Source organism: Paraburkholderia yinzeri, assembly GCF_046581065.1.
GTDB lineage: Bacteria > Pseudomonadota > Gammaproteobacteria > Burkholderiales > Burkholderiaceae > Paraburkholderia.
In genome coordinates, this window is the sequence record NZ_JBFOCJ010000001.1 from 1,738,567 (window position 1) to 1,763,260 (window position 24,694).

Here is a 24,694-nt window from a genome sequence, read left to right on the forward strand (position 1 = left end):
CATTGAACTGCTTGAAGTCAACGTCGCGAAGGACCCTGACACCATGACGCAAACCCACATCGACATCACCGGCCTCGGCAAGACCAAGGCGGCGGCCGCAGCGGCCGAAGCGCAGGACGCGGCGGCACGCTGGCGCGTTGCCGACGTCGCCGCGCTCTACGAGCTGCCGTTCAACGACCTGATCTTCCGCGCGCAGCAGGTGCATCGCGAGCATTTCGACGCGAACGCCGTGCAGCTTTCCACGCTCCTGTCGATCAAGACGGGCGGTTGCGAAGAGGACTGTGCCTATTGCCCGCAGTCGTCGCATTACGACACCGGGCTCGAAGCCGACAAGCTGATGGCCGTCGACGAAGTGCTGAAGGCGGCGCGCGTCGCGAAGGACAACGGCGCAACGCGCTTCTGCATGGGCGCGGCATGGCGCAATCCGAAGGACCGCCATCTGGAGCCGATCAAGGACATGATCCGCGGCGTGAAGGAGATGGGCCTCGAAACCTGCGTGACGCTCGGCATGCTCGAAACGCATCAGGCGAAGGCGCTCGCCGACGCGGGCCTCGACTACTACAACCACAACCTCGACACGTCGCCGGAGTTCTACGGCCAGATCATCTCGACGCGTACGTACCAGGACCGCCTCGACACGCTCGAACGCGTGCGCGACGCGGGCATCAACGTGTGCTGCGGCGGCATTGTCGGCATGGGCGAGTCGCGCCGCGAGCGCGCGGGCCTGATCGCGCAGCTCGCGAACATGGAGCCGTATCCGGAATCGGTGCCGATCAACAACCTCGTGCAGGTGCACGGCACGCCGCTCGAAGGCACCGAGCCGATCGATCCGTTCGAGTTCGTGCGCACGATCGCGGTGGCGCGCATCACCATGCCGAAGGCGATGGTGCGGCTTTCGGCAGGCCGCGAGCAGATGGACGAGGCGCTGCAGGCGCTGTGCTTCATGGCCGGCGCGAACTCGATCTTTTACGGCGATCAGTTGCTCACTACGAGCAATCCGCAGGCCGAGGCGGACCGCAAGCTGCTTGCGCGGCTCGGCATTCGCGCGGAGGCGGCGCAGGAGCTGCCCGCATCGGAGAAGGCGGCGCACGGCGGCTGCGGCCATTGCGAATGATGCGTTGAGCGCGGCGCGAACGTAAAACGAGTCCACCGGAAAGAAAGCCACGTTGCGAGCGATTCGCAACGTGGCTTTTTTAACGCATCGCGTCCGCGCAAATGAAAACGCCGCGCTTTGCGGCGCGGCGTGGATTCAAACGTCAGGCACAGATAACGGCGTCAGGCGTAAGCCGCACGCCGGGGACTGGCAAGCACGAGATAACAGAGCGCGCCGATCACGAGCGACGGCAGCGTTGCACCGAGATTCGGCAGCCACTGATTGAGCGCCTGGTAAGCGCCGAAGCCGATCACCCACGCCACGAACGCGCTCACGTGCCAGCCGCCCGAATACCCGTAGACGCCGCCCAGATCGGCAAGCGCTTCCGGTTCGATGCGGCGACGGCGCACCACGAAGTGATCGGCGAGCACGACGCCGAAGAGCGGCGCGAACACCGAGCCGATGAAGAGCAGGAAGTTTTCGTAGCGCGCCATCGGCACCACGATGCCGATTACCGTGCAGATCGCGCCAAACGCCGCCGAGAGCCAGGGCACGCTCGCGCGCGTCCAGAAGGTTCCGGTGGAGACGGCGGCCGAATGAATGTCGGCGAAGGCGTTGTCGATCTCGTCGATCAGCACGAGCAGCAGCGCGAAGCCGCCGCCCGCCTGCGCGAGCGCCGAGGTGAGCAGGGCGTCGCCGCCGCCCGCCGCGAGGCCGTAGATCGCGCCGAGCGCATAGAACCAGAGATTGGCGATGCCGTAGCCGACCAGCGTGCCGCGGAAGGTTTCGCCGGCGCGGCGGCCGAAGCGCGTGTAATCGGCGATCAGCGGCAGCCACGAGAGCGGCATCGCCACCACGAGGTCGATCGCGCTGCCGAACGGCATGTCGCCCGTGCCGGGGCGACGCATCAGGGCGCCCAGGTCATGGCGCGCGAGCAGATTCCACGTGAGCCACGCGGCGCCCGCGAGCAGCAGCCAGATGCCGTACGTACGCAAAAAGCGCCGCACGAACGAGAGCGGGCCGCTCACGGCGAGCAGCGTCGCGAAGAGACCGGCCAGCAGCGTCCAGACGAGCGGGACCGAGAAGCCGAAGGCTTGCTTCGCGAGCGCGTCGGCGGAGTCGCGCATCACGATGATCTCGAACGAGCCCCAGCCCACGAGCTGCACCATGTTGATGATGGCCGGCACCGAGGCGCCGCGCACGCCGAGCGTGGGGCGCAGCGACGACATGGCGGCGAGGCCGGTATCCGTGCCGATCACGCCCGCGAGCGCGAGCAGCACCACGCCGATCACGGTGCCGATGCCGATGGCCGCGAAGGCGGCCGGCAGCGAGAGGCCCGGCACGAGCAGCGCGCCCGCCTGGGCGACGAGCAGGCCGATGCCGAGCGAGAACCACAGCGCGAAGGCGTCGCCGGTGCGGAACTGGCGGCGCGCGTCGGGCACCGGCAGGAGCGGGGCGTAGGTGGAGCCGGCTGCGCCGGCGGGTGAATCCTGGGTCATCGGGAAAATTGTCCTCTGGTGTCGTCGAATGATTTTGGTATTTTCGGGGTCTGATCCTGCGCGGCGCGGCGGCTTGCCCTGGTGCGCCTCGCCCCGCCGCCGCACACTGTCATAATGCACGATTGCATCTGGCGCGGCCGACGCTCCCTCTTTTGGGGTGGTCGCGCCGAAAAGCCGACATTATCGCGAAAACCTCATGTTCGAAGAAACCCGTGCCAACGTACCGCTCGCCGAGCGGCTGCGCCCGCGCTCCATCGACGAAGTCATCGGCCAGAAGCATCTGCTCGGGCCCAACAAGCCGTTGCGCGTCGCGTTCGAGTCCGGCGAAGCGCATTCGATGATCCTCTGGGGGCCGCCGGGCGTCGGCAAGACCACGCTCGCGCGCCTCATGGCCGACGCCTTTCACGCCGAATTCATCGCGCTTTCGGCGGTGCTCTCGGGCGTGAAGGACATCCGCGAGGCCGTCGAGACCGCGCAACTGCATCGCGCGCACGGCCATCAGACGCTCGTGTTCGTCGACGAAGTCCATCGCTTCAACAAGAGCCAGCAGGACGCATTCCTGCCGCACGTGGAATCGGGCCTGTTCGTGTTCGTCGGCGCGACGACCGAAAATCCCTCGTTCGAAGTGAACAGCGCGCTGCTGTCGCGCGCGGCGGTGTACGTGCTGCGGAGCCTCGGCGAGGAAGAGCAGGGCGAACTGCTCGAGCGCGCGAGCGCGGAGCTGGGCGGCCTCACCTTCGCGGACGAGGCGAAGAAAGCGTTGATCGGCTCGGCCGACGGCGACGGGCGCAAGCTTCTGAACAATCTGGAAATCGTGGCGCGCGCCGCCGCGCAGCAGAAGTCCACGGAAATCGACACGGCGCTGCTGGGCAGTGCGCTCGCGGAGAATCTGCGCCGCTTCGACAAGGGCGGCGACGCCTTCTACGACCAGATCAGCGCGCTGCACAAGTCGGTGCGCGGCAGCAACCCGGACGGCGCGCTCTACTGGTTCTGCCGCATGCTCGACGGCGGCGCCGACCCGCGCTACCTCGCGCGGCGCATCGTGCGCATGGCGTGGGAGGACATCGGCCTGGCCGACCCGCGCGCGGGGCGCATCACGCTCGACGCCGCCGAGACTTACGAGCGCCTCGGTTCCCCCGAGGGTGAGCTCGCCCTCGCGCAGGCCGTGATCTACCTGGCCGTCGCGCCCAAGTCGAACGCGGGCTACATGGCGTACAACGAGGCGCGGCGCTTTGTCGGCAAGGACCAGTCGCGCGCCGTGCCGGTTCATCTGCGCAACGCGCCCACCAAGCTCATGAAGGAGTTGGGCTACGGTCACGAATACCGTTACGCGCACGACGAACCCGACGCCTATGCGGCAGGCGAGACCTATCTGCCGGATGGCATGCGCGAGCCGCGCTGGTATCAGCCGACGCCGCGCGGGCTTGAAGGCAAGATCGGCGAGAAGCTCGCGCGCCTTGCCGAACTCGACGCGCAATGGCGCGAGGAACACAAGGACGAGATTCGCGAGAAGAAGCGCCGGAGCTGAACGCCGCCGGGACGGGCGCCCTCGGACCCCGCGCGCCGGTGCGCTAAAATTGCCACTTCACACAACGAAACTGCGTCTCACAATCCCATGCTCGACATCCAGCTGCTGCGCAAAGACCTCGAAGGCGTCGCGAAGCGCCTCGCCGACCGCGGCTACACCCTCGACGTCGCGGCCTTTTCCGCGCTCGAAGCGGAACGCCGCGCCATCCAGACCCGCACCGAAGAACTGCAGGCGCGCCGCAACAGCCTGTCGAAGCAGATCGGCGCGATGAAGGGCCGTGGCGAGGACACGTCGGCGGTGATGGCCGAAGTGGGCGGTATCGGCGACGAAATGAAGGCGTCGGCCGCGAAGCTCGAAGAGATCCAGTCGAGCCTGTCCGACCTGCTGCTGGGCGTGCCCAATCTGCCGCACGAAAGCGCGCCGGTGGGCAAGGACGAGAGCGACAACGTCGAAGTGCGCCGCTGGGGTGCGCCGCGTCAGTTCGACTTCGAAGTGAAGGACCACGTGGACGTGGGCACGCCGCTCGGCCTCGACTTCGAGACCGGCGCGAAGCTCTCGGGCGCGCGCTTCACGATGCTGCGCGGCCAGATGGCGCGCCTGCACCGCGCGCTTGCGCAGTTCATGCTCGACACGCATACGCTGCAGCACGGCTATGCGGAAACCTACACGCCGTACATCGTCAACCCGGACATCCTGTACGGCACGGGCCAACTGCCCAAGTTCGCCGACGACATGTTCCGCGTGGAGAAGGGCGGCGCTGAGAACACGGTTACGCAGTACCTGATCTCGACGTCGGAGATCTCGCTCACGAACACGGTGCGCGAGAGCATCGTCGAGGCAAACGCCCTGCCGATCAAGCTCACGGCGCATTCGCCGTGCTTCCGTTCGGAGGCCGGTTCGTATGGCCGCGACACGCGCGGCATGATTCGCCAGCACCAGTTCGACAAGGTGGAAATGGTGCAGATTGTCGCGCCGGAAACGTCGTATGACGCGCTGGAGCAGATGGTCGTCCACGCCGAGACGATCCTGCAGAAGCTTGGCCTGCCGTATCGCGTGATTACGCTGTGCACGGGCGACATGGGCTTCTCGGCAGCCAAGACGTACGACCTCGAAGTCTGGCTGCCCGCGCAGAACACCTATCGCGAAATTTCGAGCTGCTCGAATACCGAAGCGTTCCAGGCGCGCCGCATGCAGGCGCGCTATCGCAATGCGCAAGGCAAGCCGGAACTCGTGCACACGCTCAATGGTTCGGGCCTCGCGGTCGGCCGCGCGCTCGTGGCGGTACTGGAGAATTATCAGGAAGCAGACGGCTCGGTAACGGTGCCCGAAGTGCTGCGCCCGTACATGGGCGGTGTGGCGCGTCTCGCAGCGAACGCCTGACGCTCTCCGGAACAGGGCGCTTTCCTCGCCCCCACTTTTTTGAAAGGGGACTTGGAAAGTGTCGTGGAATGTTCTATAATCTTCGCTTCGCCAGTCAACGACCGGGCTGACGAAATCGCGGTGAAAGCAGCAGTGGCAAATTTTGCAACACTCGTTTGCAGTGCTCGCCGCGGTAGTTGGACACCGGAGAGGTGGCAGAGTGGTCGATTGTACCTGACTCGAAATCAGGCGTACGGTTCCCCCGTACCGTGGGTTCGAATCCCACCCTCTCCGCCAGATACGAAAAACCCCCTGCAAGCCGAAAGGCTGCAGGGGGTTTTGCTTTGGGCGGCGCATTTTGATGGCATAGGCGTATTGCCGGGATGTTCGGGACTGCGTAGCGTCCGGCCGACGACGATGCACGCGGGCCGAAGCGCGAGAGCCACCCGCGAAGGTGGGGCGGTGATCGCGGTCAGGACGTTCTGCGCCTGGCGTTGTAAGATATTTCCCATTCTTGAGGGCAGCAGGGGCGCGGAAAGCCGGACATATCCGATTCCGCAGGCTGGCGGGCTTCAGCCCCCTGGTACAATCTCTCCTTTGCCTTGAACTGGCGGCGCGGCTCGACGAGCGGCGCCGCGCGTACTTCGGTCCACAGATGGCTATCACCTACAAGTCCGCCGCCGACATCGAGCGGCTGCGCATCTCCGGCCGGCTGGCCGCAGACGTGCTTGCGATGATCGGCGAGCACGTCAGGCCCGGCGCCTCCACCGACGACCTCGACGCGATCTGCAACGACTTCATCGTCAACACGCTCAAGGCCGTGCCGGCCAATGTGGGCTACCTCGGCTTCCCGAAGACGATCTGCACGTCGGTCAATCAGGTGGTCTGCCACGGCATTCCGAACCGCAACGAGATCCTCAAGGACGGCGACATCATCAATATCGACGTCGCCGTGATCAAGGACGGCTATTTCGGGGACACGAGCCGAATGTACACCGTGGGCACGCCGAGCACGGTCGGGCGTCAACTGATCGACACGACCTACGAGGCGATGGTGGCCGGCATCCGCGAAGTGCGGCCGGGCGCGACGCTCGGCGACGTGGGCCACGCGATCCAGCGCCGCGCGCAGGCGGACGGTTTTTCGATCGTGCGGGAGTACTGCGGGCACGGCATCGGCAAGGTCTACCACGAGGAGCCGCAAGTGCTGCACTACGGCCAGCCGGGGCATGGCCTGCGCCTGAAGCCCGGCATGGTCTTCACGATCGAGCCGATGGTCAACGCGGGCCGCGCCGGCACGGCCGTGCAGCGCGACGGCTGGACGGTGGTGACGAAGGACCGCTCGCTCTCGGCGCAATGGGAGCACATGGTCGCCGTCACCGACGAAGGCTACGAGCTCCTCACGCCCTGGCCGGACGGTACCGGCGACTACGAGTCGCCCTGATTCTCGCGAGGACATGACTGTTGCGGGGCCGTCTGTAAAGCGCCGCGTGCGTGCCGGGGCTGTCGTGAAGCGTCGGCGCGACGAACGGCTACTTTTGTCAAATAAGGATTTGACTCCCAGGCGAGTTCGGTTAAAGCTACGCGTTACTGGTTTATAGGGGTTTACGACTGCATGAGTCCGTCACTGACCGTTCGCCGTATCGCCGCCGATCAGGGTGCGGTGCTTCGCGAGCTCAGAACTGCGTCGTTGCGCGATGCGCCCTACGCGTTCGGCGATGCCACGCTCGAAGACGCGCTTTCCGCCGATGCGGCGGTTTTCGATGCGGCGGCGGCCCGCTATGCGGACTCGCATTCCGTCACCTCGTTCATCCTGTACACCGAAGGCCATCCCGCCGGGCTGATCGGCGCGAGCTTCGAGAGCGCGCCGGCAAGCCGGGCCTTCGTTTCGGCGCTGTGGGTCGCGCCGGCCGTACGGCACCTGCGCGGCGGCGAACTGCTGTTGAACGCGGCGATCGACTGGCTCGTTGCCGAGGGCACCGCGCAGGTCTACGCCTGGATCACCGACAACAACACGACCGCCATGCGCTTTTACGAGCGCTTCGGCTTCATTGCGACCGGCGATCACGCGCGCAGCAAGCATTCGCCCGAACAATGGGAAACGCTGCTCATGCGCGACGTCGGCAGTCGGGCACCAGACGCAGTGCAAGCCCAATCGAACTAGCGTTCCCGGCGCGCCGTGGCCCGCGCGCCTTCCATCGTTCCCTCACCGGTACGCCCCCCGTGCACGAACGCGCACGCCGTGTTTTCCTCGCGTTTGCACGCGTGGTGCGAGAGGGGTCCGGATTACCGGCTCCTGATTTAACCGCTAAAAATAATGGCCGTGCGCGTCGACGCCTGTAAAATACGCAAAATTTTTCGCCGAACGCCATGTCGCCCAGGAAATCGCCATATTTTGAACTGAAGAGCGGTTCAGTCGATACGCTTCTGTTCGTGGTCAAGACGACCGAGCTGGATGCCATGCGCGCCGAACTCACGCGGCGCTTCGAAGCTACGCCCGAATTTTTCGCGAACGACACGGTTGCCATCGACGTGCGGCGCCTGGGCGATAACGAGCAGGTCGCGCTTGGCGACATCGTGCGCCTGCTCGAGAGCGTGCGTATGCATCCGGTCGGCGTCGTGGCGCATTCCGCGCAGCACGCATGGGCCGCCGAGGCCGGCCTGCCGCTCCTCGAAGCGCGCGACCGCCGCGGCGCGAGCGCCAAAACGGCCGCGGAGGAGGCGGATGCCGCCGACGCGCCGGCCGCTACCGTGACCACGGCCGCCGCCGCCGTGGAGCCGCAGGCAACGTCCCCCGCGCTCGCGCAACCCGAACTTTTCCCCCCCGCGAGCGAGCCGCCTGCCGATACGCCGGCGGCAGCCGGCGACGCGGCCGCGCGCGCCGCGCGTGCGGAGCCGACGCTCGTCGTCGACCGGCCGCTGCGTTCGGGCCAGCGCATCTACGCGAAGGGCGACCTGGTGGTGCTTGGCCTCGTTTCGAACGGCGCGGAAGTCATCGCCGAAGGCAATATTCACATCTACGCGCCGTTGCGCGGCCGCGCGCTGGCGGGCGTGCACGGCAACCACGACGCGCGCATCTTCTGCACGTGTCTCGAGGCGGAACTGATTTCGATTGCGGGCATCTACCGTACGACTGAAGTCCCGCTTCCCGGCGAGGTGGCCGGCAAGCCGGTGCAGATCCGGCTGGACGACGAAGAAAAGCTGTTGATCGAACCGTTGAGGCTCACCTGACGCGCCGGGAGAAGCCGGGACGGCGGCGTGCGATGGGACCAAACTGAAGAAACTGACGAACACAAGGTTAAGGGAATGGCAAAAATCATTGTGGTGACTTCGGGCAAGGGCGGCGTGGGCAAGACGACCACGAGCGCGAGCTTCGCATCGGGCCTCGCGTTGCGCGGCCACAAGACCGCGGTCATCGACTTCGACGTGGGCCTGCGCAATCTCGACCTCATCATGGGTTGCGAGCGCCGTGTCGTGTACGACCTCATCAACGTGATCCAGGGTGAAGCGAACCTGAACCAGGCGCTCATCAAGGACAAGAAGTGCGAGAACCTCTTTATCCTGCCGGCCTCGCAGACGCGCGACAAGGACGCGCTCACGAAGGAGGGCGTGGAAAAGGTGATCGAGGACCTGCGCAAGATGGACTTCGAGTACATCATCTGCGATTCGCCCGCGGGTATCGAATCGGGCGCGCTGCTCGCGATGCACTTCGCCGACGAGGCGCTCATCGTGACGAACCCGGAAGTCTCGTCGGTGCGCGATTCGGACCGCATTCTCGGCATGCTCTCCTCGAAGACGAAGCGCGCGATCGAGGGCGCGGATCCCGTCAAGGAACACCTGCTCATCACGCGCTACAACCCGAAGCGCGTGAGCGAAGGCGAAATGCTCTCGCTCACCGACATTCAGGAAATCTTGCGCATCGAGCTGATTGGCGTGATTCCCGAATCGGAAGCCGTGCTGCACGCGTCGAATCAGGGCCTGCCCGCCGTGCACCTCGACGGCACCGATGTCGCCGAGTCGTACAAGGACGTCGTCTCGCGCTTCCTTGGTGAAGACAAGTCGCTCCGTTTCACCGATTACCAGAAGCCGGGCCTCTTTCAGCGCCTCTTCGGCAACAAGTAAGGGAGGCGCACGTCATGTCGTTTCTTTCGTTTTTTCTCGGCGAGAAGAAGAAGTCCGCCTCGGTAGCGAAGGAACGCCTGCAGCTCATCATCGCTCACGAGCGGGCGGGCGGCCATCCGCCCGCCGATTATCTGCCGGCGTTGCAGCGCGAACTGGTTGCGGTGATCTCGAAATACGTCAAGATCTCCGACGACGATATCCGCGTGAGTCTCGAACGTCAGGACGATCTCGAAGTGCTCGAGGTCAAGATCGAGATTCCGCAGGCCTGATGGTTGGGGCGGCGAGGCGTGCCGGTTTGCCGCCGGCGCGCTTCGCTGTTGTCCTTATCTCCTCCCGCTTTACTTTCGCAGTCAAGCGGCGGTTCCGTGCCGCCGCGGTGGCTCTCCTCGGCACGCGCGTCCTTCGCCTGCCGGCCATCGGCGACCCCCAAAACCTGCATTTGCCTTGCACGAAACAATCGGTTTCACTTCGTCCACGCTCGTAATGCCGCTCATGTCAGCGAAAACCGGGGTTCGCGCATTGATTGCAGTAGCGCCAACTCTGGCGTCTAACAACTGACAAGGGTGATCCCTATGAAAAAGTCCTTCCGCCTGATGCTCGCCAAGGGCGCCTTCCTCGCCGCCGGCGTTTGCGCTGTCGCCGCGCCGGCCTTGGCCGCAGTCGTCGTCGTCGAACCGAACGTTCCGCCGCCCGCCGAGCGTGTCGAAGTGGTACCGGCACCGCGCGCCGGTTACGTCTGGGACAAGGGCCACTGGAGGTGGGATCACGGCCAGTACGTATGGATTGCCGGCCACTGGCAGCGCGAGCGCGTGGGCTACCACTGGGTGCCCGGTCACTGGGTGGCGCACGGCCCGAACTGGCACTGGGTCGACGGCCACTGGGCAGCCTGAGGGACTGCTTTGAGGTGCAGCCTGCCGAGGCTGCCTGAGAGGCACGCCTGAAAGCGCGCCTGAGGAAATGGCTTGAGCGCGAGCCCGCAGCGTTTCAGCGACCGGAGGTTTCGTTCGCGGTGGTGCTGTCGGGCTCGTTGCGTCTGAGCGGCTCGGGCACGTCGGCGGGCGCCGCATCGGCTGCGGCGGGCTGCGGCGCAGCCGCCGGTTGCGGCGGCGCCGTGTAGCGCTGCGACAAGGTCTCGTAGAGCGGCGGCGCGAAAAAGCGCGAGACGCGGCTCGCGATCAGAGCCGTGGCCATCAGCGAGATCACGAGCGCGTGGCCGTTGATCATCTCCATCACGATCACGAACGATGTAATGGGCGATTGCGTGACGGCCGCGAGATACCCGACCATCGCGAGCGCAATGAGCATCTGCAGCTCCATGCCGCTGAAAACCATGTGCAGCGCGTTGCCGAAGCCCGCCCCGATCGACAGCGACGGCGCGAAAATACCGCCCGGAATCCCGGGCAGGTAAGAACCCACCATCGACGCCATCTTCAGGAACGGATACGCGAGTGACAGATGCTCGCGGCCGTCGAGCAGGCCGCGCGCTTCCGCGTAGCCGCTGCCGAACGTCGTGCCGCCCGAGACGAGCCCGATCACGGCGATGACGAGCCCGCAGAGCGCCGCGAACGCGACCGGCTGCTCGCCGTACAGCTTGCGCAGCGGCGCGGGAATCCAGCGCGCGGTATTGAGCAGCAGCCAGCAGAAGATGCCGCCGGCGATGCCGGTGACGACGGCGGTGAGCAGCACCGCAACGGCGAGCAGGTCCGGAAAGTGCGAGCCGATCTGGATCGTGCCGAAGTAGGTGTAGTTGCCGTTCAGGCCGAGCGCGATCACGCCCGCAATGATGATGGTGGTGATGACCACGCCGCTCGCGCGCGCTTCGAAGCTGCGCGTGAGTTCCTCGATGGCGAAGACGATGCCGGCAAGCGGCGTGTTGAACGCGGCGGAGAGCCCCGCGGCCGCGCCGGCCAGCACGAGCTTGCGTTCGATGTGCACGTTCGAGCGCGGATAGAGCCGCCGCATGTGGAACATGAGCGCGGCGCCGACCTGCACGGTCGGCCCTTCGCGGCCGATGGTGAAGCCGCCGAGAATGCCGAGAAACGACACGGCGATCTTGCCGGCCAGGATGGGCAGCGTGAGCAGACGCTCGCCCGACTCGCCGGGTCTCGCGTGCAGTACGGCGATCACCTGTGGAATACCGCTGCCTTCGGCGCCGCGAAAGAAAGTACGCGTGAGCCAGACCGAGACCGCGGCGACGGCGGGCGTCAGGATGAGAGGCAGCCAGATGTGCTCGCGCTGCAGGTGCAGAAAGGCGTTGTAGCCCCAGTCGATCAGGCGGGCGTAGAACACGGCCACGAGGCCCACGGCGACCGCGCCCAGCCACAGCACGCCGTATTGCCGCCACAAGCGTCGTGCGCGCCGCACGAAGGTCGAATAAAGGTCGGGGCTTACCGGTTGCATGGGCTCTGTTGGGGCGCAAAGACGAAATTATAGGGCGGGTCCGTGCAAGCCGCCCCTGGGGATTGCTGCGAGATTTCCCTGACCGTTCTTTTACCCGCGATAAACAAGGGCACGATGTATCGCTGGGGAATTGCCCGGATCATCTGCTTGACGATGCCGGCATTCCGTTAAAATCTCGAAAAAATTCATGGATAGCGAGCCGGCAGGACAATGAAACGGTTTCTGATTATCAAGGTGACCTCGCTGGGCGACATCGTCGAGGCATTACCGGTGGTGGCCGACATACAGCGCGAGTTTCCGGGTGCAACGGTGGACTGGGCCTCGGACGAATCGTTTGCCGATATCGTGCGCTGGAACGCTGGCGTCGACCGGGTGCTTTGCGCGCCGCTGCGCCGCTTCAAGAAGACGCGCAAGTGGAGCGACCTGAAAGCCATCTGGGCTTCGATCGGCGAATTGCGCGCCGTGCGCTACGACGCCGTCGTCGACATTCATGGCGTGTACAAGAGCGCCATCATCGCTGCGCTGACGCGCTCGAAGCGACGCTTCGGCTATCTCTCGCAGGATCTCGGCGAGCGCGGCGCGGCGTTCGCGTACAACGGGCGTTTCGGACCGCGTCCGAGAACCGATGCCTGGCTCGGCATGCGCATCAGCGCGGGCGAAGCGCTTGGCTATACGATCGATACGCCGCCTGTGTTCAACATGCGCATCCCGCGCGACGGGACGGCGCTGCCCGCGCCCGAAGGGCCGACCGCGCTGATTTTCCATGCAACGTCGAAAGACGAAAAGAAGTGGCCTGTCGCGCACTGGGGCGAACTCTGCCGCGATCTGCAGTCGCGCGGCCTGCGCATCGAACTGCCGTGGGGCTCGGATAATGAGCGCGCCACGGCTGAAGAGATTGCCGCCATCGTTCCTGGCGCCGTTGTCCTGCCGCGCCTGACTGTCCCGCAGGTGGCGCAGCGTATCGAGGACGTTGCACTCGTGGTCGGTACCGATACAGGCTTTGTCCATCTCTCGCATGCGCTGCTGAAGCCCACCGTGATGATCTTCGTCACGACGTCGGCGGAACATACGGGCGTGCGTGCACCAGGCAGATCGGTTTCGGTGGGAGACGGCAACCACGTGCCGCCTGTGAAGGCTGCGCTCGACGCCGTTAGCGAAGTCTATCCGCCGCGTGCCGATGCATCGCTGCAAGGCTCGGCCGTTTCGGCTGCGTGAGTGACACAGACGCGACACGGAGGCGACACGCGCTCGCCTTTTTTGTGTCTTTTCGCACGGCTTCTCGCGTAGTTTTTCGTTTACAGGTTTGTTAAAAGTGTCGCCGCGAGTTGGCGAATGTGCCGCGTACGCGGCGGCGCAGTGGGACATCGCGCCTCGCGTGTAACACGCGTCACATCGCTACTTACAAATTGCAACGCCTGGCGAAGTCGCCGTCGTGTTCAATCGAATCGTCCGGAAGCCAGACACGGCACACCAGGACGACAGACATTGACTCGACGGGAGAATGAAGTGAAACGACTGACGCTTACCCTCATTGCAGGTGCATTGCTCGCGGCAGCGCTGAGCGGGTGCGTCGTGGTGCCGGCCGGCGGCTACTATGGCGGCTACCATCACGGCTATTACTACTGAGGCGGATCGACCGGGAGAGCGAGGGCGGCACGCGCGCCGCCACCACGAGGTGACTCAGGCCAGCAGTATTTCGAGTGCGACGACCGCCGCGATGGCGGCCGCGTTCGCGGCAATCGCTTCGATCACCACTGCGCGCCAGCTCGTCGCGTGCAGCCTGAAAGCCAGCACGAGCGCAGTGCCGAGCGCGAGGGCGATCATCAGGACGACGTCGGCGTTGCTCAGATGGATGTTCATCGTCGGCTCCCGGAATGAGGAAGACAGCGTGGGCTGACCGAAATACTGATCTGTTGAACGAAGTATAGTCAGGCACCCCATGCGCTCAAAGTGGACAAAAAAAGCGGAGTCCGTCTTTTGCGGACTCCGCTTTTTCATCAGGGGCGACCCTGGGTATTACATCAGCGCCTTGTCGCGTGTCTCGTGCATGCACAGGACACCGAACAGGCTGATCGCAGCCGCGATCGACACGTACGCGCCGACCCACGACAGGCCGCCGCGCGCAGCGAGCACCTGGGCGATATACGGCGCCACCGAAGCGCCGAGAATGCCACCCAGGTTGTACGCCACGCCCGCGCCGGTATAGCGCACGCTCGTGGGGAAGAGTTCGGGCAGGAGCGCGCCCATCGGCGCGAAGGTGGCGCCCATCAGGAACAGCTCGATCACGAGGAACAGCAGCACGAGCGGCAGCGAACCACTGCCGAGCAGCGGCGCCATCGTGAAGCCCGAGGCGATCGCTGCGATGCAGCCGGCGGCCAGCACCGGCTTGCGGCCCCAGCGGTCGCTGGCCCATGCCGAAAGCGGCGTGGCGAGACCCATGAAGACGACCGCGACGCACAGCATGCCAAGGAAAGTCGGACGCGGAATATGCAGCGCCGTTACGCCGTGCGAGAGCGAGAACACCGTGGCGTTGTAGAACAGCGTGTAGCAGACGACCATGGCGAGCGCGCCCAGGAGCGTGGCCCGCCAGTGATCGGCGAGCAGCGTCGCGACCGGTACGCGCACGCGCTCCTCGCGCTCGATGGCTGCCTTGAAGGCGGGCGTCTCGGCAATCTTCAAACGCACATAGAGGCCGAGCGCGACGAGCACGGCCGAAACGACGAACGGCACGCGCCAGCCCCAGTCGCGGAACTGCTGGTCGGAGAGTGTCGAGGCGAGGCCGAAGAAGAGGCCGTTCGAGGCGAGAAAACCCACCGACGGCCCGAGCTGCGGGAACATGCCGAACCAGCCGCGCTTGCCGGCCGGCGCGTATTCGGTCGCGAGCAGCGCGGCGCCGCCCCATTCGCCGCCAAGGCCGATTCCCTGACCGAAGCGCAGGACGCACAGCAGGATCGGCGCGAGGCTGCCGATCGCGTCATAGCCGGGCACGAAGCCGATCAGCGTGGTGGAGAGGCCCATGACGAGCAGCGAGGCGACGAGCGTCGATTTGCGGCCAATGCGGTCGCCGAAATGACCGAACAGAAAGGAGCCGATGGGCCGCGCGACAAACGCGATGCCGAACGTGACGAAGGCCGAAAGCGCCTGCGCCGTCGCCGAGCCGTGCGGGAAGAACACCGGGCCGATCACGAGCGCGGCGGCCGTTGCGTACACATAGAAATCGTAGAACTCGATCGCGGTGCCGATGAAGCTCGCGAAGATCACGTGCGACGTGCGCGTCGCGCCGGCGCCGTCCTCGCCGGCGCGCGCGGGCGAAATCGGGGAAGTCGACATGTACGGAGTCTCCAGTCGTTGTAAGGCGCGTTGTCGCCGGGTTCGTCGTCGCTTGGGCGGTGCACGTCTTTATTCGCGGCGCAAAGGCCGGCGGGGTAGCGGAAAATTATAACGACCGTGAGTTGTGCGCAGCAAGGCGGCGGAAAGGCGGGGCGGCTGGGCGGCCGTTCAGTCGAAGTTCTGGGCCTGCGGCGACGCGAGCGTGCGCAACTGGAATTTGCCGTTGTCGTTGAAGAGCCAGTCTTCGAACATCTCGAGTTGACCTGCCGAGTTCAGCAGCCGTTCCGGCGGCACGGGCAAGGGTGCCGCACGGCGCAGCGTGGAGAGCGCGGTGGCTTCGGCCTCGTCGTCGCCGTTGGTGCGGTAGATCGACGACTTCACGATCTGGCCGTTGCGGTCCACCACGAAGGAGACGACCACGAGCGAACGCAGCATCGCCTGGGGCGAGCCATGCAGGATATACGAGGGGTTGCGATCAACGATGCGGTGGGCAACGGCCGTTCGGTACTGGTCGAGCGTGTTGCTGTTGATGGCTGCGGGCGGAATGATCAGGAGCGGACGCTGCGGCGGCGTAATGGTGCAGGCGCTTGCGATCAGCAGGGGCAAAGCGAAACCGACGCGCCGCAGCAGATTGGCGCATGACGCGGCGGGGCCGTCAGGCGGGCAGGCACGGATGAGCATTGTCGAACAAGCTCGGAGGCGAGACCAGATTCGAGCTTAGTCGAAATGCTCGCGGATGCAACCCGCGGTGGTCCGCAGCGGCCCGTATCATGCGCGGACATTCGGCGACGCCGGTGAAACGAGGCGGGACGGGCCGAGGCTTACTCGACCGGGAACTGCGCGCACGGGTCGGTCGCGATCGTTGCGCAGGCATACGAGTACTCCCCGCTCTTCAGGAACAGATCCTTGCCCTGCTGGAAGTTCGCGCGGAAGTCGGGCGAGCTTTCCCAGGCGATGAAGCCGGAGCACATCACGGCAGATAACACGACGAGCGTGAAGGCGATCTTTTCGAGGACTTGGTAACGGTGCGGCATGGTGGTGATTTCCCGGAATGCGTGGGATTTTACCGCGTTATTAGGGTTTTCACCTAGTTCCGTGTTTCGGGGTGTGTTTTGATTCAACCCTTATTTATTTTGGAGTTGGCTCGTCCGCTATACCAGTCGCGTAAGCTGGCCTCTGGAGTCGCATGCTGAAGGCAATCAGACCTGGGAATTGTCAAGGAATGCGAAATTTTCGGGATCGATGTCTTCCGTGTAGCGCTGTCGACGTCTGACGCTCGATGAAGAGTGGATGCTGGAGAGGCTTGTCGGGTGGAATTCTGGCGACTGGGCCAGAGGTTTCTAGGGGGAAGACGGCCGAGTGCAGGAATGTTCTGGCGGAGGCGGTGACCGCCAAAATACATTCCGAGAATTTCCGTGCCACTCCGTAGAATTCAATTACATCAATGGGTTAAAGCCATATTACTACTGTAACAGGCTACAATATTCCGGCGCTATCCGCCATTTTGCGATGGGCTAGACGATGGGCTGAAATGGCACTTACGGACAGACAGGCAAAGGGGCTGCAACCCGGCGACAAGCCGGTATTCGACGGGAAGGTAACGGGGTTGATGCTCACGCCAGGCAAGACGGGCAGCAAGTGGACGCTACGTTTCACAAGCCCGGTAACGGGCAAGCGGCGCGATGCGGGTCTCGGCGTCTATCCTGAAGTCTCGATACTGGACGCGCGTAACAAGGCGCTTGCCATGCGCACCCAACTCGACGCGGGGAAAGACCCAATCGATGAACGCGACCGCGAACAGCAAGCCGCGAGTGTCGCCGCTTCCGCGCTAACGTTCGAGAAAGCCGCGCGCACTGTCCACGAAGAGCTCAAGCCCGGCTGGCGGAATGCGAAGCACGCCGCCCAATGGATTAGCACGCTTGAGACTTACGTGTTCCCGAGGATCGGCAGCAAGCCACTCGACGCGGTCACGCCCGCCGACTGCGCGGACGCGTTGCGGCCTATCTGGTTAGACAAGGCAGAGACCGCCAGTCGTACCCGCCAGCGTATGCACGCCGTCATGCAATGGGCCTGGGCGCACGGCCATATCTCGGCGAACCCGGTTAGCGTAGTTGACCATATCCTGCCGAAGCAGGGCGCAAAAAAAGAACATCAACCGGCGATGCCGTGGCGCGAAGTTCCGGCGTTCGCGAAGGCTCAGTTACGTGATATCGAACCCGGCGACAACACGCGGGTGGCCTTGCTGTTCCTGATTCTCACGGCGGCGCGTAGCGGCGAAGTGCGCGGCGCGACGTGGGGCGAGTTCGACCTCGACGCCGGTATCTGGACCGTCCCAGGCGAACGTATGAAAGCGAAGATACCGCACCGCGTCCCGCTCCCGGCGGCCGCGCACGCGCTCGTCAAGCAGCTGAAGGAACAGAAGCAGTACGAGACGTTGGTGTTCCCGTCGCCGCGTGGCAAGGTGCTATCCGATATGACCTTGACCGCTCTACTGCGCCGGGTGAAAGCGAAAAGCGATACGCCGGGCCGCGTCGCGACCGCGCACGGCTATCGGTCAAGTTTCAGAGATTGGGCCAGCGAAAACGGCTACGCACGCGACCTTGCCGAGCGGGCGCTCGCACATACGGTCTCGAATAAGGTTGAAGCGGCGTATCACCGGACCGACCTGCTGGAATTGCGCCGCCCAATGATGGAAGCGTGGGCGTCGCATGTTTGCGGTACGGCGGAATGATTGGGTCCCGGCATCGCGATTATCGCGAGCCGGGGGTATGGACCTTAGAGGGTCAAGCGGTCATGACTTCCGGTTGTGGTCCAAGCCACGGCCTCTCGGCCAGGTATCGCACCCGGTCACAAAAGACGCTCCGTGGATCGTACAGGGCGCACGGCCACGAAGTGAAGTGCGCCACTGAGTCGTGAACATGTTCCGCCAGCAGGCCATCCACGGCGGGCGGGACAGCAGCGGGATCGTCCCACGCGGCAAGAATGAGGTCTTCATAAGGAGTGCGCTTGCGTGGCTCCGGTGGCGGCCAGTCCCGGCTGCCCGCATGGCGTTCTACAGGATTGCGCAGGAAGGCGACCCGGCGCTCCAGCCGCCGCTGTTCACCTAGTAACTGGGTCGCCTGCTTTGCCGGGTTTCGCGGGAGGGTGTACGTCCAGCCGGTCGGATCGCACTCGGGGTGGTCCTCGTCGGTGGCCGCCGGTACAGCCTCACAGGCCGACGCGGACACACCATGCTTCCCGTACAACTCCCCGAGCACATGGTTGTCGCCGTCCTTTCGGGCAAGACCGCCGCGCCACTGGAAATTCAGGCGACGGTGTACGTGTATCAGCGATTCCACATCGTCGCCTTCGGCGGCAGGCAGAGCCGCCATATAGTCCTGATAGAGCTTCAGCACAGGCTCGGTATTTGCGAGTGCGAAATAGCCTTGCCAGTCTGGCTGCATCTTGTCCAGCGACAGCAGCGGCACGCCAGCTTCCAGCGCTGCCGCGTACATGTGGCGTAGCGGGATGCGCGAGAGACGGTTGCTGCGGCCCTGTTCGTCTGGCGCGTAGCCGCCACCCACGTCCGAATGCACGCCAGGATAAACCACCTCCTCACAGTTGCCAGGATAGGTCCGGTTCACACGCACGGAATCCAGCGGGAATGCTTCACGGACCTCGTGGGCGGCAACGTAGTGCACACACCGCTCGACCTCGGGCGGTATCGCCAGTTCGGACGCCCAGTCCAGGTGCAGCCCCGGCCCGCCCACCGACGCCACCGTGTCAAACAGACCCAGGAACGTGATACGTAGCGGAATGCGCCACATGTCCTTTCCTATCCAGCACCGTTGACCGTCCTTATCGACGCATCGCGAAAGCAGCTTCCGCACAAAAGCCCGCGCCTCGGTCGCACCGCGCGAGAAGCCAAACACTGCAACACTGATAAACGGCATATGCTGCCGTGCTCCCTCGCTCCAGTCCTCCCCAAGAATCATGTCAAATGTGGCGAGCGCCGAATCGATGCGCGTCTGTCCTCCAGCACCCAGGCCGAGACCCAACGCCCCGCCGTCGTCATTGCGCAGCAGTTCGGTAAAGTAACCGGGCACTCGCCGGGGAACCTGGAACGGGGTGCCGACACCGGAGATGTAAGTGGGCGTGGCACCCTGTCTGGCCGGATCGTCAATCGCGGCCAGAAAGAGCTTAGCCACGTTCGACAGCGCCTGTTCGTGCTCAGGCTTCTCCAGTTCCTGATACATGTTGTTGCCAGTGCCGTCAAAGAAGAAACTGAGTTTCGGATAAAGACGGCACTGCAAGCGAGCCTTCGGGTCGCTGGGGAGTTCGGCGGCGATCCGTTTGCTCATTCCGCGTGCAGTAGCGCGGTCCAGTTCGGCGTCACTCACAGGTGCGCCCGCCTGGCGTACTGTCATGCTGAATTCCTTATGGTTGCGGGGTTATTTTGTGGCGCAGCGCGTGCGGCTTCGTGCAAACGCCAGTTCGGCCGTATCACGGTCGCGCACGATCAAGCAGAGGTAGCGGTCATCCTTCGCGGGGCCACCGGGTGGGAAATGCAGGACAGCAGAATGGGGTTCGCGCGGCTTGATGACGGCCTTCGTCTTCGGGTCGAGTTCCGTGCCCCACGTCCAATGAACTGTTACCGGTTCGCTCCAGTCCTTGGGGCTGGGATAACAGCAGGCCGCTGCACCACCACCGCCATGTGGTGGGCTGCCCCCCATGCCATAATGGTCAACAGCCATGTTGATCGCCCATTGGTCGGTCTGACTGATCGGGACCATGTACAGGGGGTGCTCGCTCGCGAGCGGATCGTCGGACACCAGTGCGCTGTCCGCCGTGCAGGCCGACAGGGCGAGCAGTGCGCCAGCGGCAAGCGCGACCGTGCGCGAGTATGCAATTGAGCACCTGTAGGGTGTCGTGTTGTGGAAATGCGGTTGGTGCCTGGATATCGCGTGCGACGCGTCCTGGTCTGCCATAGGCTGGCCTCCTTGCTGGATTGGGGGAGACGCGGCCCAATACATCAGGACTGCAAAGACAAGGCAGGCCGCGATACGAAGCTATTTCCGCTCTTCACGGCTTATAACGCGCAATACGCAGTGCCTCAATACGGAAACGTCAGAAAATTGGTCAACAATTGTCAGGGCGCAATGTTGAGCCTCGCCTAACCGGACGTAAGCCGGAGGGCATTGTTTTTGAGATGGTTATCGGTGGTCGCCGCTCGAATACGCCGCCGTTCGCCGGGCGCTGTGCGCTTCTTTTTTAAAGCGGTGCAATCACCTAGGTCGTCCCGGTTTCGTCCGCTTCGTCGTGGCCGTTTCCAAACAGGTTGGCGAACAGAATGTCGTCGTCCTTGTCGGTTTCGGTGCAGACCGTCGGGCGGCCATAGGCACGGTCGAGAATCGCGCAAGCAGCAGAAAGGCGCACCCCTTCAGTTGTGCCGTGCTGCATGATCGCGATGATCGTTTCGATGGCGGCAGGTGCATGCTGCCCGGCGAGATCGCGCATCCTCAGCGTCGTTTTGTTTAACGAGCCGGGCAGGCGACCGCCCGTTTTGCGTCCGAGAGCCATAGTTCTACTCCCTCCGATCTAACTTTCTCTAATTTAGACGGGCGGACCGTCGACTGTGTATTCGCCATCGTCTTAGGCGTTGGCTGCTGGCTGGCGGGTTGCCCGCAAGCGATATGGGCCGTGCCCGCCTTCACGTTCGACCCAGTGCGCGAGTCCGGTCTCGTTCTCGCGGGGGACTCGCTCAAACGCCGCCTGTCCTGCTTCGCCGTTGTTCAAAGTACCCTCGGTGCGAAAATCATGCGTATCGCAACATATGTTGAATCCGAATGAGGAAATGCGCGACGGGTCCGCATTGTCCGCGCCCGTGTCGGATTCCTTTGGCCTTGCATGGATGCGTACCCCTTGCCCGATGCGGACACCTTTGCGGACCCTTGGCTACGGACATTTCGCGAGTCTTCGCGCCCGCATTGCGGATGGTCTCAGGAAGGACCCATGCGCCTGTTCGTGACGCCTTAGCGCCCGGCTGGATCGTACCGCCAGCCACTCGCTGCCATTGCGACTTGCGCCTCAGCTTCGGCGCGACACTCAATCACTTTCGCGTGAAAGTACGCGATGTTCGGCAGCAGGTCCGAGAGCGGGCCGTTCGCGGCTCGCCCTAACGTTTCGGCGTGACGCTCGCGCGTCCATCCCTCAGCACGCGCAAGTTCGTCCACCATCGCGAACAGTTCGGCGCGCAACCGCCGCACGTTGTCCTCCGCGAGATACGGCCCCCACGGCAGGTAAGGTCCGCCGTCCGGGTCGATCATCGCACCGGCACATTTGTCGGACGTGGCTCTTGGATCGTTGGCGGCTTCCGCCTGTTCGCGTTCGTAGTCACGTATGGCACGCATGAAAAAGCTGTCGCACGTCGTCTTGCGCTCGCCGCTGTCCGCGATCACCACCACGAACAGGCTTACCGGCCCGCTCAGGCGGCTATCACGCTGCACGTCGACATGCGCCTGTATGGCCACGCTGAGCGCGGCGTGCGCGGAACACGCGACCATCGGCAAGGGAGCCTGAACGTAGCACTGCACCTCTTCCACGGCGGCGCGTATAGCTGGCGGCAAGGCGTCGACCGGATAGGGTTCCGGCTCTACCCGTACCGTCAACGGCTGCGGTTGCGGCCAGGCTGGCGGATCGTCCGCCACGGCGCTCGCGCGAGTGAAGAAGGCTTCACGCTTCGCTTGGATAGCCTCACGCTCGGCGCGTTCCCGCCTCGCGACCTCATCGGTTGCGACGATCTCCGCGAACGTTGCACGGCAAAAGTCGTTGCTCATAGCTCCCCCCGTTGCGCGCGTTCACGCAGCGCCGCCACCAGCGACGCGCGTGCGTTCTCCTCGACCCATTCGCGATGCTCAGCCCATTGTTCCGCCGTCATGGCGCGTTCGCATCGGGCCAGTTCGACGGCCAGCAGACTTTGTGCGTAAGCCTCAAGCGCGTCCACCGTGCGTGGTGGATGCTGGCGGCGGTCCCCCCGGACCTCGGCATGGTTAGCTCGCTTCATTCGTTAGCTCCGTTGAACAGCGCCGCCATGCGCCCGATATGCTCGCGCTCCGACTCTTCGGCAACCTTCGCGACCGCCAGCGCGTTCTCGGGCAACAGTTCCTCAATCGCGATGCGCAACAGACCGCGCAGAACGCTGGCAGGCATCGCTTCGGCTTCAACCGTTGCCGCAACCTCCGGCGAACGGCGGTCCGTGACCTTGCGCGGTTTGGTCGGGAGGTCGTACTGAGCGATCTGTTCTTCGTTGATCGCGATGCGCGCGAAATCGAGGTCGATTGCCGAATCGAGGTGCTTACGCAACTCGCGCTCCAGCGACCGGTCGATTAGTACCCCCGCCGGGTCGAAATCGCCGACGTAGAACACGACGAGCGGGCGACCATCGTCGCTGTCGTTGTGCTGCGCGGCCGCTTCGTGGACGAAGCTCACACTACTGAACCCGCCGCATGGGTAGAGAGGGACGGCCAGTTCCTGGCAGTCGTCCAGCACGACCGAAGCGATCGAGCGCGATTCGACCCAGACTTCGCACCGGCAGTCGGCACCGCGCCAGAGGTCAGCGCGGTAAAGCCCCCGCATGCGCCGAAGGAAATCGCCCGCGCCGCTGAACGTGTCGACGAAGTATCCACGCCTGGACATATCGGCGATCCAGTCGTACGGCAATACGCCCGCGCGGCGCAGCCGGACGCAACGTTCCTGGACATGGCGATACCCCCGGTCCGACTTCTCGACCGGAACCGCCAGCCTGGGGTTCGTCATCTGGTAAAAAACGTGCCGCACCGACTGCGGGTGGTCGGCACACAGGACCTCGATGATCTGCGCGTCCAGTTGATCCAGTTCGCTACGAGTGCGCCGCTGGCGCTTTATCGTGCTAGCACGATAAACGTCGGTATCGTCGCGACTCGCCTCGTTGCTGGCGGACTCAGGCGCGGACACGGCGGCCAGCCTTGACCGGTTGTTGCGCGCGGCTCGCGTCGATCTGCTGCTGCACCTAGGTCGCGACTTCGGACTCGATCCAGCGCACGGCGGCGGAACCGATGGTGACGGGCTTCGGGAATTCGCCTCGCGCGATGCGGTCATAGAGCGCGCTGCGCTGGAGTCCCGTAATCGCGGAGACGCGCGAGCGGGGAATCAGAACGGGGATGGTTTGATCGGCCATGCTGCACCTCAGCTTGTGGTGGTGCGCGCCGGGCTGGCGCGGCATGGCGGTATTTGATTCCTGCGCGTAGGCAGCGAATAGCCAGGCAGGTTGAGAAAACCCACCCCCTGCTAACGGTCAAAGGGGTGGGTGGGTTTGTGCTGAATGGGTAGGTGGGTTCGCGTGCGCGATACGAGCGAACCCAATAGCAGCAAGGCTTAAGGGGCGGGGTAGGTTACTGGCCGGGCGTCTTCGGCGCGCCGCCTGTCGGTTGCCAGTTGGCGACCTTCGCGACTTCCTCGATGCCGGTCTCGTTCGGATTTCCGTCGTCGTTCGTGAGCCCATATTCCGCCGCGTGCTCGCGCAACCATTTCTTGATCGCGTCTTTCACGCTTTTGCCGCTGGCCTGTGTAACCGCCAGCCACGCATTGACGGCAGCAGCGAGCCTTCGTGCATAGCGCGGATGCTCGGCGTTCAGGTAGTCCGGCGTATCACTCGCACCGGGGAAGAAGAACCCCGTTGTTACCCCGCGCGACGCGAGCCACGTTTTCAGGACTTCAACATCGACGGTCGTCCGCTGTGGGTCGATTTCGCCTACGGGGTCCCAATAACCTTCTGAATCATCGTTGATGTATCGAATATGGGTGTACTTGCCCAAGTAGACCTTATTGGCGGTCAGCGTTCTCCGTTCCGCTGCGTGCATCAACGCCTGTAGAACGGTCCTGAACTTTTCAGGGGTGTCGTCCTGGACCTCTTCGCCGGTCTCGAACTCCGTGAAGCTCGCCTGGCGCGGAATGTGGCAAGTTTTTTGGCCGTATTCGTCAGGCCCCTGGACGCGGCTAGGTCGGATGCCGCAAATCAACGCCGCCGCGCCCGCAAGCGAAAACGTATCGGCGATCCTGCAGAGATCGAACTCGTCCATGAAGTGTCCCGCGATGGGAAACATGAATGAGCGGATTCTAGCGGACTGTCGCGGCAACGATACGGGCCGCGCAGATATCTGAAACGCGTAGGAAGGCCGCGAGTTTGTGCGTGATGATGGGCTGAAAAAACCCCCCCGCAAATATCTGAATTTGCAGGGGTTTATGTTCCACTCCTGGCGGAGGCGGTGAGATTCGAACTCACGGAAGGGTTACCCCTTCGCCGGTTTTCAAGACCGGTGCATTCAACCACTCTGCCACACCTCCGGAGCC

The 24,694-nt window shown here is 64.2% G+C and carries 25 protein-coding genes and 2 tRNA genes; 12 read left to right on the forward strand and 15 right to left on the reverse strand.

What is annotated here, in order from left to right; all coding sequences use genetic code 11:
* Positions 1–43: 43 nt before the first annotated feature.
* Entirely contained in the window at positions 44–1,114 is a 1,071-nt protein-coding gene (gene bioB, locus WJ542_RS08325) for a biotin synthase BioB (RefSeq protein ID WP_411188847.1), read from the forward strand.
* Positions 1,115–1,275: 161 nt separating this feature from the next.
* On the opposite strand, the gene cytX is transcribed toward bioB, so the two are convergent.
* A complete protein-coding gene (gene cytX, locus WJ542_RS08330) occupies positions 1,276–2,592 on the reverse strand; it encodes a putative hydroxymethylpyrimidine transporter CytX (protein WP_411188849.1) in 1,317 nt (438 codons plus the stop codon).
* Between the two features lie 196 nt (positions 2,593–2,788).
* Between cytX and WJ542_RS08335 the strand changes: the two genes are divergently transcribed.
* The 9 genes from WJ542_RS08335 (at position 2,789) to WJ542_RS08375 (ending at position 10,488) form a co-directional block, all read left to right on the forward strand.
* Complete coding sequence (locus WJ542_RS08335; protein WP_411188851.1) at positions 2,789–4,120, forward strand: replication-associated recombination protein A; 1,332 nt, start codon at positions 2,789–2,791, stop codon at positions 4,118–4,120.
* 87 nt (positions 4,121–4,207) lie between these two features.
* Complete coding sequence (gene serS, locus WJ542_RS08340) at positions 4,208–5,500, forward strand: serine--tRNA ligase (RefSeq protein ID WP_411188853.1); 1,293 nt, start codon at positions 4,208–4,210, stop codon at positions 5,498–5,500.
* Positions 5,501–5,685: 185 nt separating this feature from the next.
* Positions 5,686–5,776, forward strand: a tRNA-Ser gene (locus tag WJ542_RS08345).
* A 358-nt stretch (positions 5,777–6,134) separates the two neighbouring features.
* Positions 6,135–6,920, forward strand: a complete 786-nt coding sequence (gene map, locus WJ542_RS08350) for a type I methionyl aminopeptidase (RefSeq protein ID WP_411188854.1) — start codon at positions 6,135–6,137, stop codon at positions 6,918–6,920.
* A 171-nt stretch (positions 6,921–7,091) separates the two neighbouring features.
* Positions 7,092–7,640 (forward strand): GNAT family N-acetyltransferase, encoded by a 549-nt coding sequence (locus WJ542_RS08355; RefSeq protein WP_411188856.1) that lies wholly within the window; start codon positions 7,092–7,094, stop codon positions 7,638–7,640.
* Between the two features lie 206 nt (positions 7,641–7,846).
* The gene (gene minC, locus WJ542_RS08360) at positions 7,847–8,707 is read left to right on the forward strand and encodes a septum site-determining protein MinC (protein ID WP_411188858.1); all 861 of its coding nucleotides are present in this window, start codon (positions 7,847–7,849) and stop codon (positions 8,705–8,707) included.
* Between the two features lie 75 nt (positions 8,708–8,782).
* Entirely contained in the window at positions 8,783–9,598 is an 816-nt protein-coding gene (gene minD / locus WJ542_RS08365; RefSeq protein WP_411188860.1) for a septum site-determining protein MinD, read from the forward strand.
* A gap of 14 nt (positions 9,599–9,612) precedes the next feature.
* Positions 9,613–9,867, forward strand: a complete 255-nt coding sequence (gene minE / locus WJ542_RS08370; protein WP_028215841.1) for a cell division topological specificity factor MinE — start codon at positions 9,613–9,615, stop codon at positions 9,865–9,867.
* A gap of 303 nt (positions 9,868–10,170) precedes the next feature.
* Positions 10,171–10,488 (forward strand): hypothetical protein, encoded by a 318-nt coding sequence (locus WJ542_RS08375; protein WP_411188861.1) that lies wholly within the window; start codon positions 10,171–10,173, stop codon positions 10,486–10,488.
* 94 nt (positions 10,489–10,582) lie between these two features.
* Here the strand turns inward: WJ542_RS08375 and WJ542_RS08380 are convergent, their stop codons facing one another.
* Positions 10,583–11,998 (reverse strand): chloride channel protein, encoded by a 1,416-nt coding sequence (locus tag WJ542_RS08380; RefSeq protein ID WP_411188863.1) that lies wholly within the window; start codon positions 11,996–11,998, stop codon positions 10,583–10,585.
* A gap of 210 nt (positions 11,999–12,208) precedes the next feature.
* On the opposite strand from WJ542_RS08380, the gene waaC reads away from it, so the two are divergent.
* Positions 12,209–13,213 carry a lipopolysaccharide heptosyltransferase I gene (waaC, locus tag WJ542_RS08385; protein ID WP_411188865.1) on the forward strand — a complete coding sequence of 335 codons (1,005 nt, stop codon included), beginning with the start codon at positions 12,209–12,211 and terminating at the stop codon, positions 13,211–13,213.
* A 465-nt stretch (positions 13,214–13,678) separates the two neighbouring features.
* Here the strand turns inward: waaC and WJ542_RS08390 are convergent, their stop codons facing one another.
* The 4 genes from WJ542_RS08390 to WJ542_RS08405 form a co-directional block, all read right to left on the reverse strand.
* Positions 13,679–13,858, reverse strand: coding sequence for a hypothetical protein (locus tag WJ542_RS08390; RefSeq protein WP_411188866.1), 180 nt, complete (start codon positions 13,856–13,858; stop codon positions 13,679–13,681).
* 156 nt (positions 13,859–14,014) lie between these two features.
* Positions 14,015–15,328 carry an MFS transporter gene (locus tag WJ542_RS08395; protein WP_411188867.1) on the reverse strand — a complete coding sequence of 438 codons (1,314 nt, stop codon included), beginning with the start codon at positions 15,326–15,328 and terminating at the stop codon, positions 14,015–14,017.
* 168 nt (positions 15,329–15,496) lie between these two features.
* Entirely contained in the window at positions 15,497–16,009 is a 513-nt protein-coding gene (locus tag WJ542_RS08400; RefSeq protein WP_411188868.1) for an energy transducer TonB family protein, read from the reverse strand.
* A 140-nt stretch (positions 16,010–16,149) separates the two neighbouring features.
* Positions 16,150–16,362: a hypothetical protein gene (locus WJ542_RS08405; protein WP_411188869.1), complete on the reverse strand. Its 213-nt coding sequence runs from the start codon at positions 16,360–16,362 to the stop codon at positions 16,150–16,152.
* Positions 16,363–16,859: 497 nt separating this feature from the next.
* On the opposite strand from WJ542_RS08405, the gene WJ542_RS08410 reads away from it, so the two are divergent.
* Complete coding sequence (locus WJ542_RS08410; RefSeq protein ID WP_411188870.1) at positions 16,860–18,059, forward strand: tyrosine-type recombinase/integrase; 1,200 nt, start codon at positions 16,860–16,862, stop codon at positions 18,057–18,059.
* A 52-nt stretch (positions 18,060–18,111) separates the two neighbouring features.
* On the opposite strand, the gene WJ542_RS08415 is transcribed toward WJ542_RS08410, so the two are convergent.
* The 9 genes from WJ542_RS08415 to WJ542_RS08455 form a co-directional block, all read right to left on the reverse strand.
* Positions 18,112–19,734 (reverse strand): T6SS phospholipase effector Tle1-like catalytic domain-containing protein, encoded by a 1,623-nt coding sequence (locus tag WJ542_RS08415; RefSeq protein WP_411188871.1) that lies wholly within the window; start codon positions 19,732–19,734, stop codon positions 18,112–18,114.
* Between the two features lie 24 nt (positions 19,735–19,758).
* Positions 19,759–20,295 (reverse strand): DUF3304 domain-containing protein, encoded by a 537-nt coding sequence (locus WJ542_RS08420; protein WP_411188872.1) that lies wholly within the window; start codon positions 20,293–20,295, stop codon positions 19,759–19,761.
* A 301-nt stretch (positions 20,296–20,596) separates the two neighbouring features.
* Complete coding sequence (locus WJ542_RS08425) at positions 20,597–20,887, reverse strand: hypothetical protein (protein WP_411188873.1); 291 nt, start codon at positions 20,885–20,887, stop codon at positions 20,597–20,599.
* A 452-nt stretch (positions 20,888–21,339) separates the two neighbouring features.
* Positions 21,340–22,143, reverse strand: coding sequence for a DUF3987 domain-containing protein (locus tag WJ542_RS08430; RefSeq protein WP_411188874.1), 804 nt, complete (start codon positions 22,141–22,143; stop codon positions 21,340–21,342).
* Entirely contained in the window at positions 22,140–22,370 is a 231-nt protein-coding gene (locus tag WJ542_RS08435) for a hypothetical protein (RefSeq protein WP_411188875.1), read from the reverse strand. The genes WJ542_RS08430 and WJ542_RS08435 overlap by 4 nt, the downstream gene beginning before the upstream one ends.
* The gene (locus WJ542_RS08440; protein ID WP_411188876.1) at positions 22,367–23,299 is read right to left on the reverse strand and encodes a hypothetical protein; all 933 of its coding nucleotides are present in this window, start codon (positions 23,297–23,299) and stop codon (positions 22,367–22,369) included. The genes WJ542_RS08435 and WJ542_RS08440 overlap by 4 nt, the downstream gene beginning before the upstream one ends.
* A gap of 55 nt (positions 23,300–23,354) precedes the next feature.
* Positions 23,355–23,522: a helix-turn-helix transcriptional regulator gene (locus tag WJ542_RS08445; RefSeq protein ID WP_411188877.1), complete on the reverse strand. Its 168-nt coding sequence runs from the start codon at positions 23,520–23,522 to the stop codon at positions 23,355–23,357.
* Between the two features lie 214 nt (positions 23,523–23,736).
* Positions 23,737–24,423, reverse strand: coding sequence for a hypothetical protein (locus tag WJ542_RS08450; RefSeq protein WP_411188878.1), 687 nt, complete (start codon positions 24,421–24,423; stop codon positions 23,737–23,739).
* 175 nt (positions 24,424–24,598) lie between these two features.
* Positions 24,599–24,688: transfer RNA gene (locus WJ542_RS08455), tRNA-Ser, on the reverse strand.
* Positions 24,689–24,694: the final 6 nt, after the last annotated feature.

What these genes read in the sequence shown, in the direction of transcription:
- bioB (WP_411188847.1), top strand. Translation starts at nt 44, where the DNA reads ATGACGCAAACCCACATCGACATCACCGGCCTCGGCAAGACCAAGGCG.
- cytX (WP_411188849.1), bottom strand. Translation starts at nt 2,592, where the DNA reads ATGACCCAGGATTCACCCGCCGGCGCAGCCGGCTCCACCTACGCCCCG.
- WJ542_RS08335 (WP_411188851.1), top strand. Translation starts at nt 2,789, where the DNA reads ATGTTCGAAGAAACCCGTGCCAACGTACCGCTCGCCGAGCGGCTGCGC.
- serS (WP_411188853.1), top strand. Translation starts at nt 4,208, where the DNA reads ATGCTCGACATCCAGCTGCTGCGCAAAGACCTCGAAGGCGTCGCGAAG.
- map (WP_411188854.1), top strand. Translation starts at nt 6,135, where the DNA reads ATGGCTATCACCTACAAGTCCGCCGCCGACATCGAGCGGCTGCGCATC.
- WJ542_RS08355 (WP_411188856.1), top strand. Translation starts at nt 7,092, where the DNA reads ATGAGTCCGTCACTGACCGTTCGCCGTATCGCCGCCGATCAGGGTGCG.
- minC (WP_411188858.1), top strand. Translation starts at nt 7,847, where the DNA reads ATGTCGCCCAGGAAATCGCCATATTTTGAACTGAAGAGCGGTTCAGTC.
- minD (WP_411188860.1), top strand. Translation starts at nt 8,783, where the DNA reads ATGGCAAAAATCATTGTGGTGACTTCGGGCAAGGGCGGCGTGGGCAAG.
- minE (WP_028215841.1), top strand. Translation starts at nt 9,613, where the DNA reads ATGTCGTTTCTTTCGTTTTTTCTCGGCGAGAAGAAGAAGTCCGCCTCG.
- WJ542_RS08375 (WP_411188861.1), top strand. Translation starts at nt 10,171, where the DNA reads ATGAAAAAGTCCTTCCGCCTGATGCTCGCCAAGGGCGCCTTCCTCGCC.
- WJ542_RS08380 (WP_411188863.1), bottom strand. Translation starts at nt 11,998, where the DNA reads ATGCAACCGGTAAGCCCCGACCTTTATTCGACCTTCGTGCGGCGCGCA.
- waaC (WP_411188865.1), top strand. Translation starts at nt 12,209, where the DNA reads ATGAAACGGTTTCTGATTATCAAGGTGACCTCGCTGGGCGACATCGTC.
- WJ542_RS08390 (WP_411188866.1), bottom strand. Translation starts at nt 13,858, where the DNA reads ATGAACATCCATCTGAGCAACGCCGACGTCGTCCTGATGATCGCCCTC.
- WJ542_RS08395 (WP_411188867.1), bottom strand. Translation starts at nt 15,328, where the DNA reads ATGTCGACTTCCCCGATTTCGCCCGCGCGCGCCGGCGAGGACGGCGCC.
- WJ542_RS08400 (WP_411188868.1), bottom strand. Translation starts at nt 16,009, where the DNA reads ATGCTCATCCGTGCCTGCCCGCCTGACGGCCCCGCCGCGTCATGCGCC.
- WJ542_RS08405 (WP_411188869.1), bottom strand. Translation starts at nt 16,362, where the DNA reads ATGCCGCACCGTTACCAAGTCCTCGAAAAGATCGCCTTCACGCTCGTC.
- WJ542_RS08410 (WP_411188870.1), top strand. Translation starts at nt 16,860, where the DNA reads ATGGCACTTACGGACAGACAGGCAAAGGGGCTGCAACCCGGCGACAAG.
- WJ542_RS08415 (WP_411188871.1), bottom strand. Translation starts at nt 19,734, where the DNA reads ATGACAGTACGCCAGGCGGGCGCACCTGTGAGTGACGCCGAACTGGAC.
- WJ542_RS08420 (WP_411188872.1), bottom strand. Translation starts at nt 20,295, where the DNA reads ATGGCAGACCAGGACGCGTCGCACGCGATATCCAGGCACCAACCGCAT.
- WJ542_RS08425 (WP_411188873.1), bottom strand. Translation starts at nt 20,887, where the DNA reads ATGGCTCTCGGACGCAAAACGGGCGGTCGCCTGCCCGGCTCGTTAAAC.
- WJ542_RS08430 (WP_411188874.1), bottom strand. Translation starts at nt 22,143, where the DNA reads ATGAGCAACGACTTTTGCCGTGCAACGTTCGCGGAGATCGTCGCAACC.
- WJ542_RS08435 (WP_411188875.1), bottom strand. Translation starts at nt 22,370, where the DNA reads ATGAAGCGAGCTAACCATGCCGAGGTCCGGGGGGACCGCCGCCAGCAT.
- WJ542_RS08445 (WP_411188877.1), bottom strand. Translation starts at nt 23,522, where the DNA reads ATGGCCGATCAAACCATCCCCGTTCTGATTCCCCGCTCGCGCGTCTCC.
- WJ542_RS08450 (WP_411188878.1), bottom strand. Translation starts at nt 24,423, where the DNA reads ATGGACGAGTTCGATCTCTGCAGGATCGCCGATACGTTTTCGCTTGCG.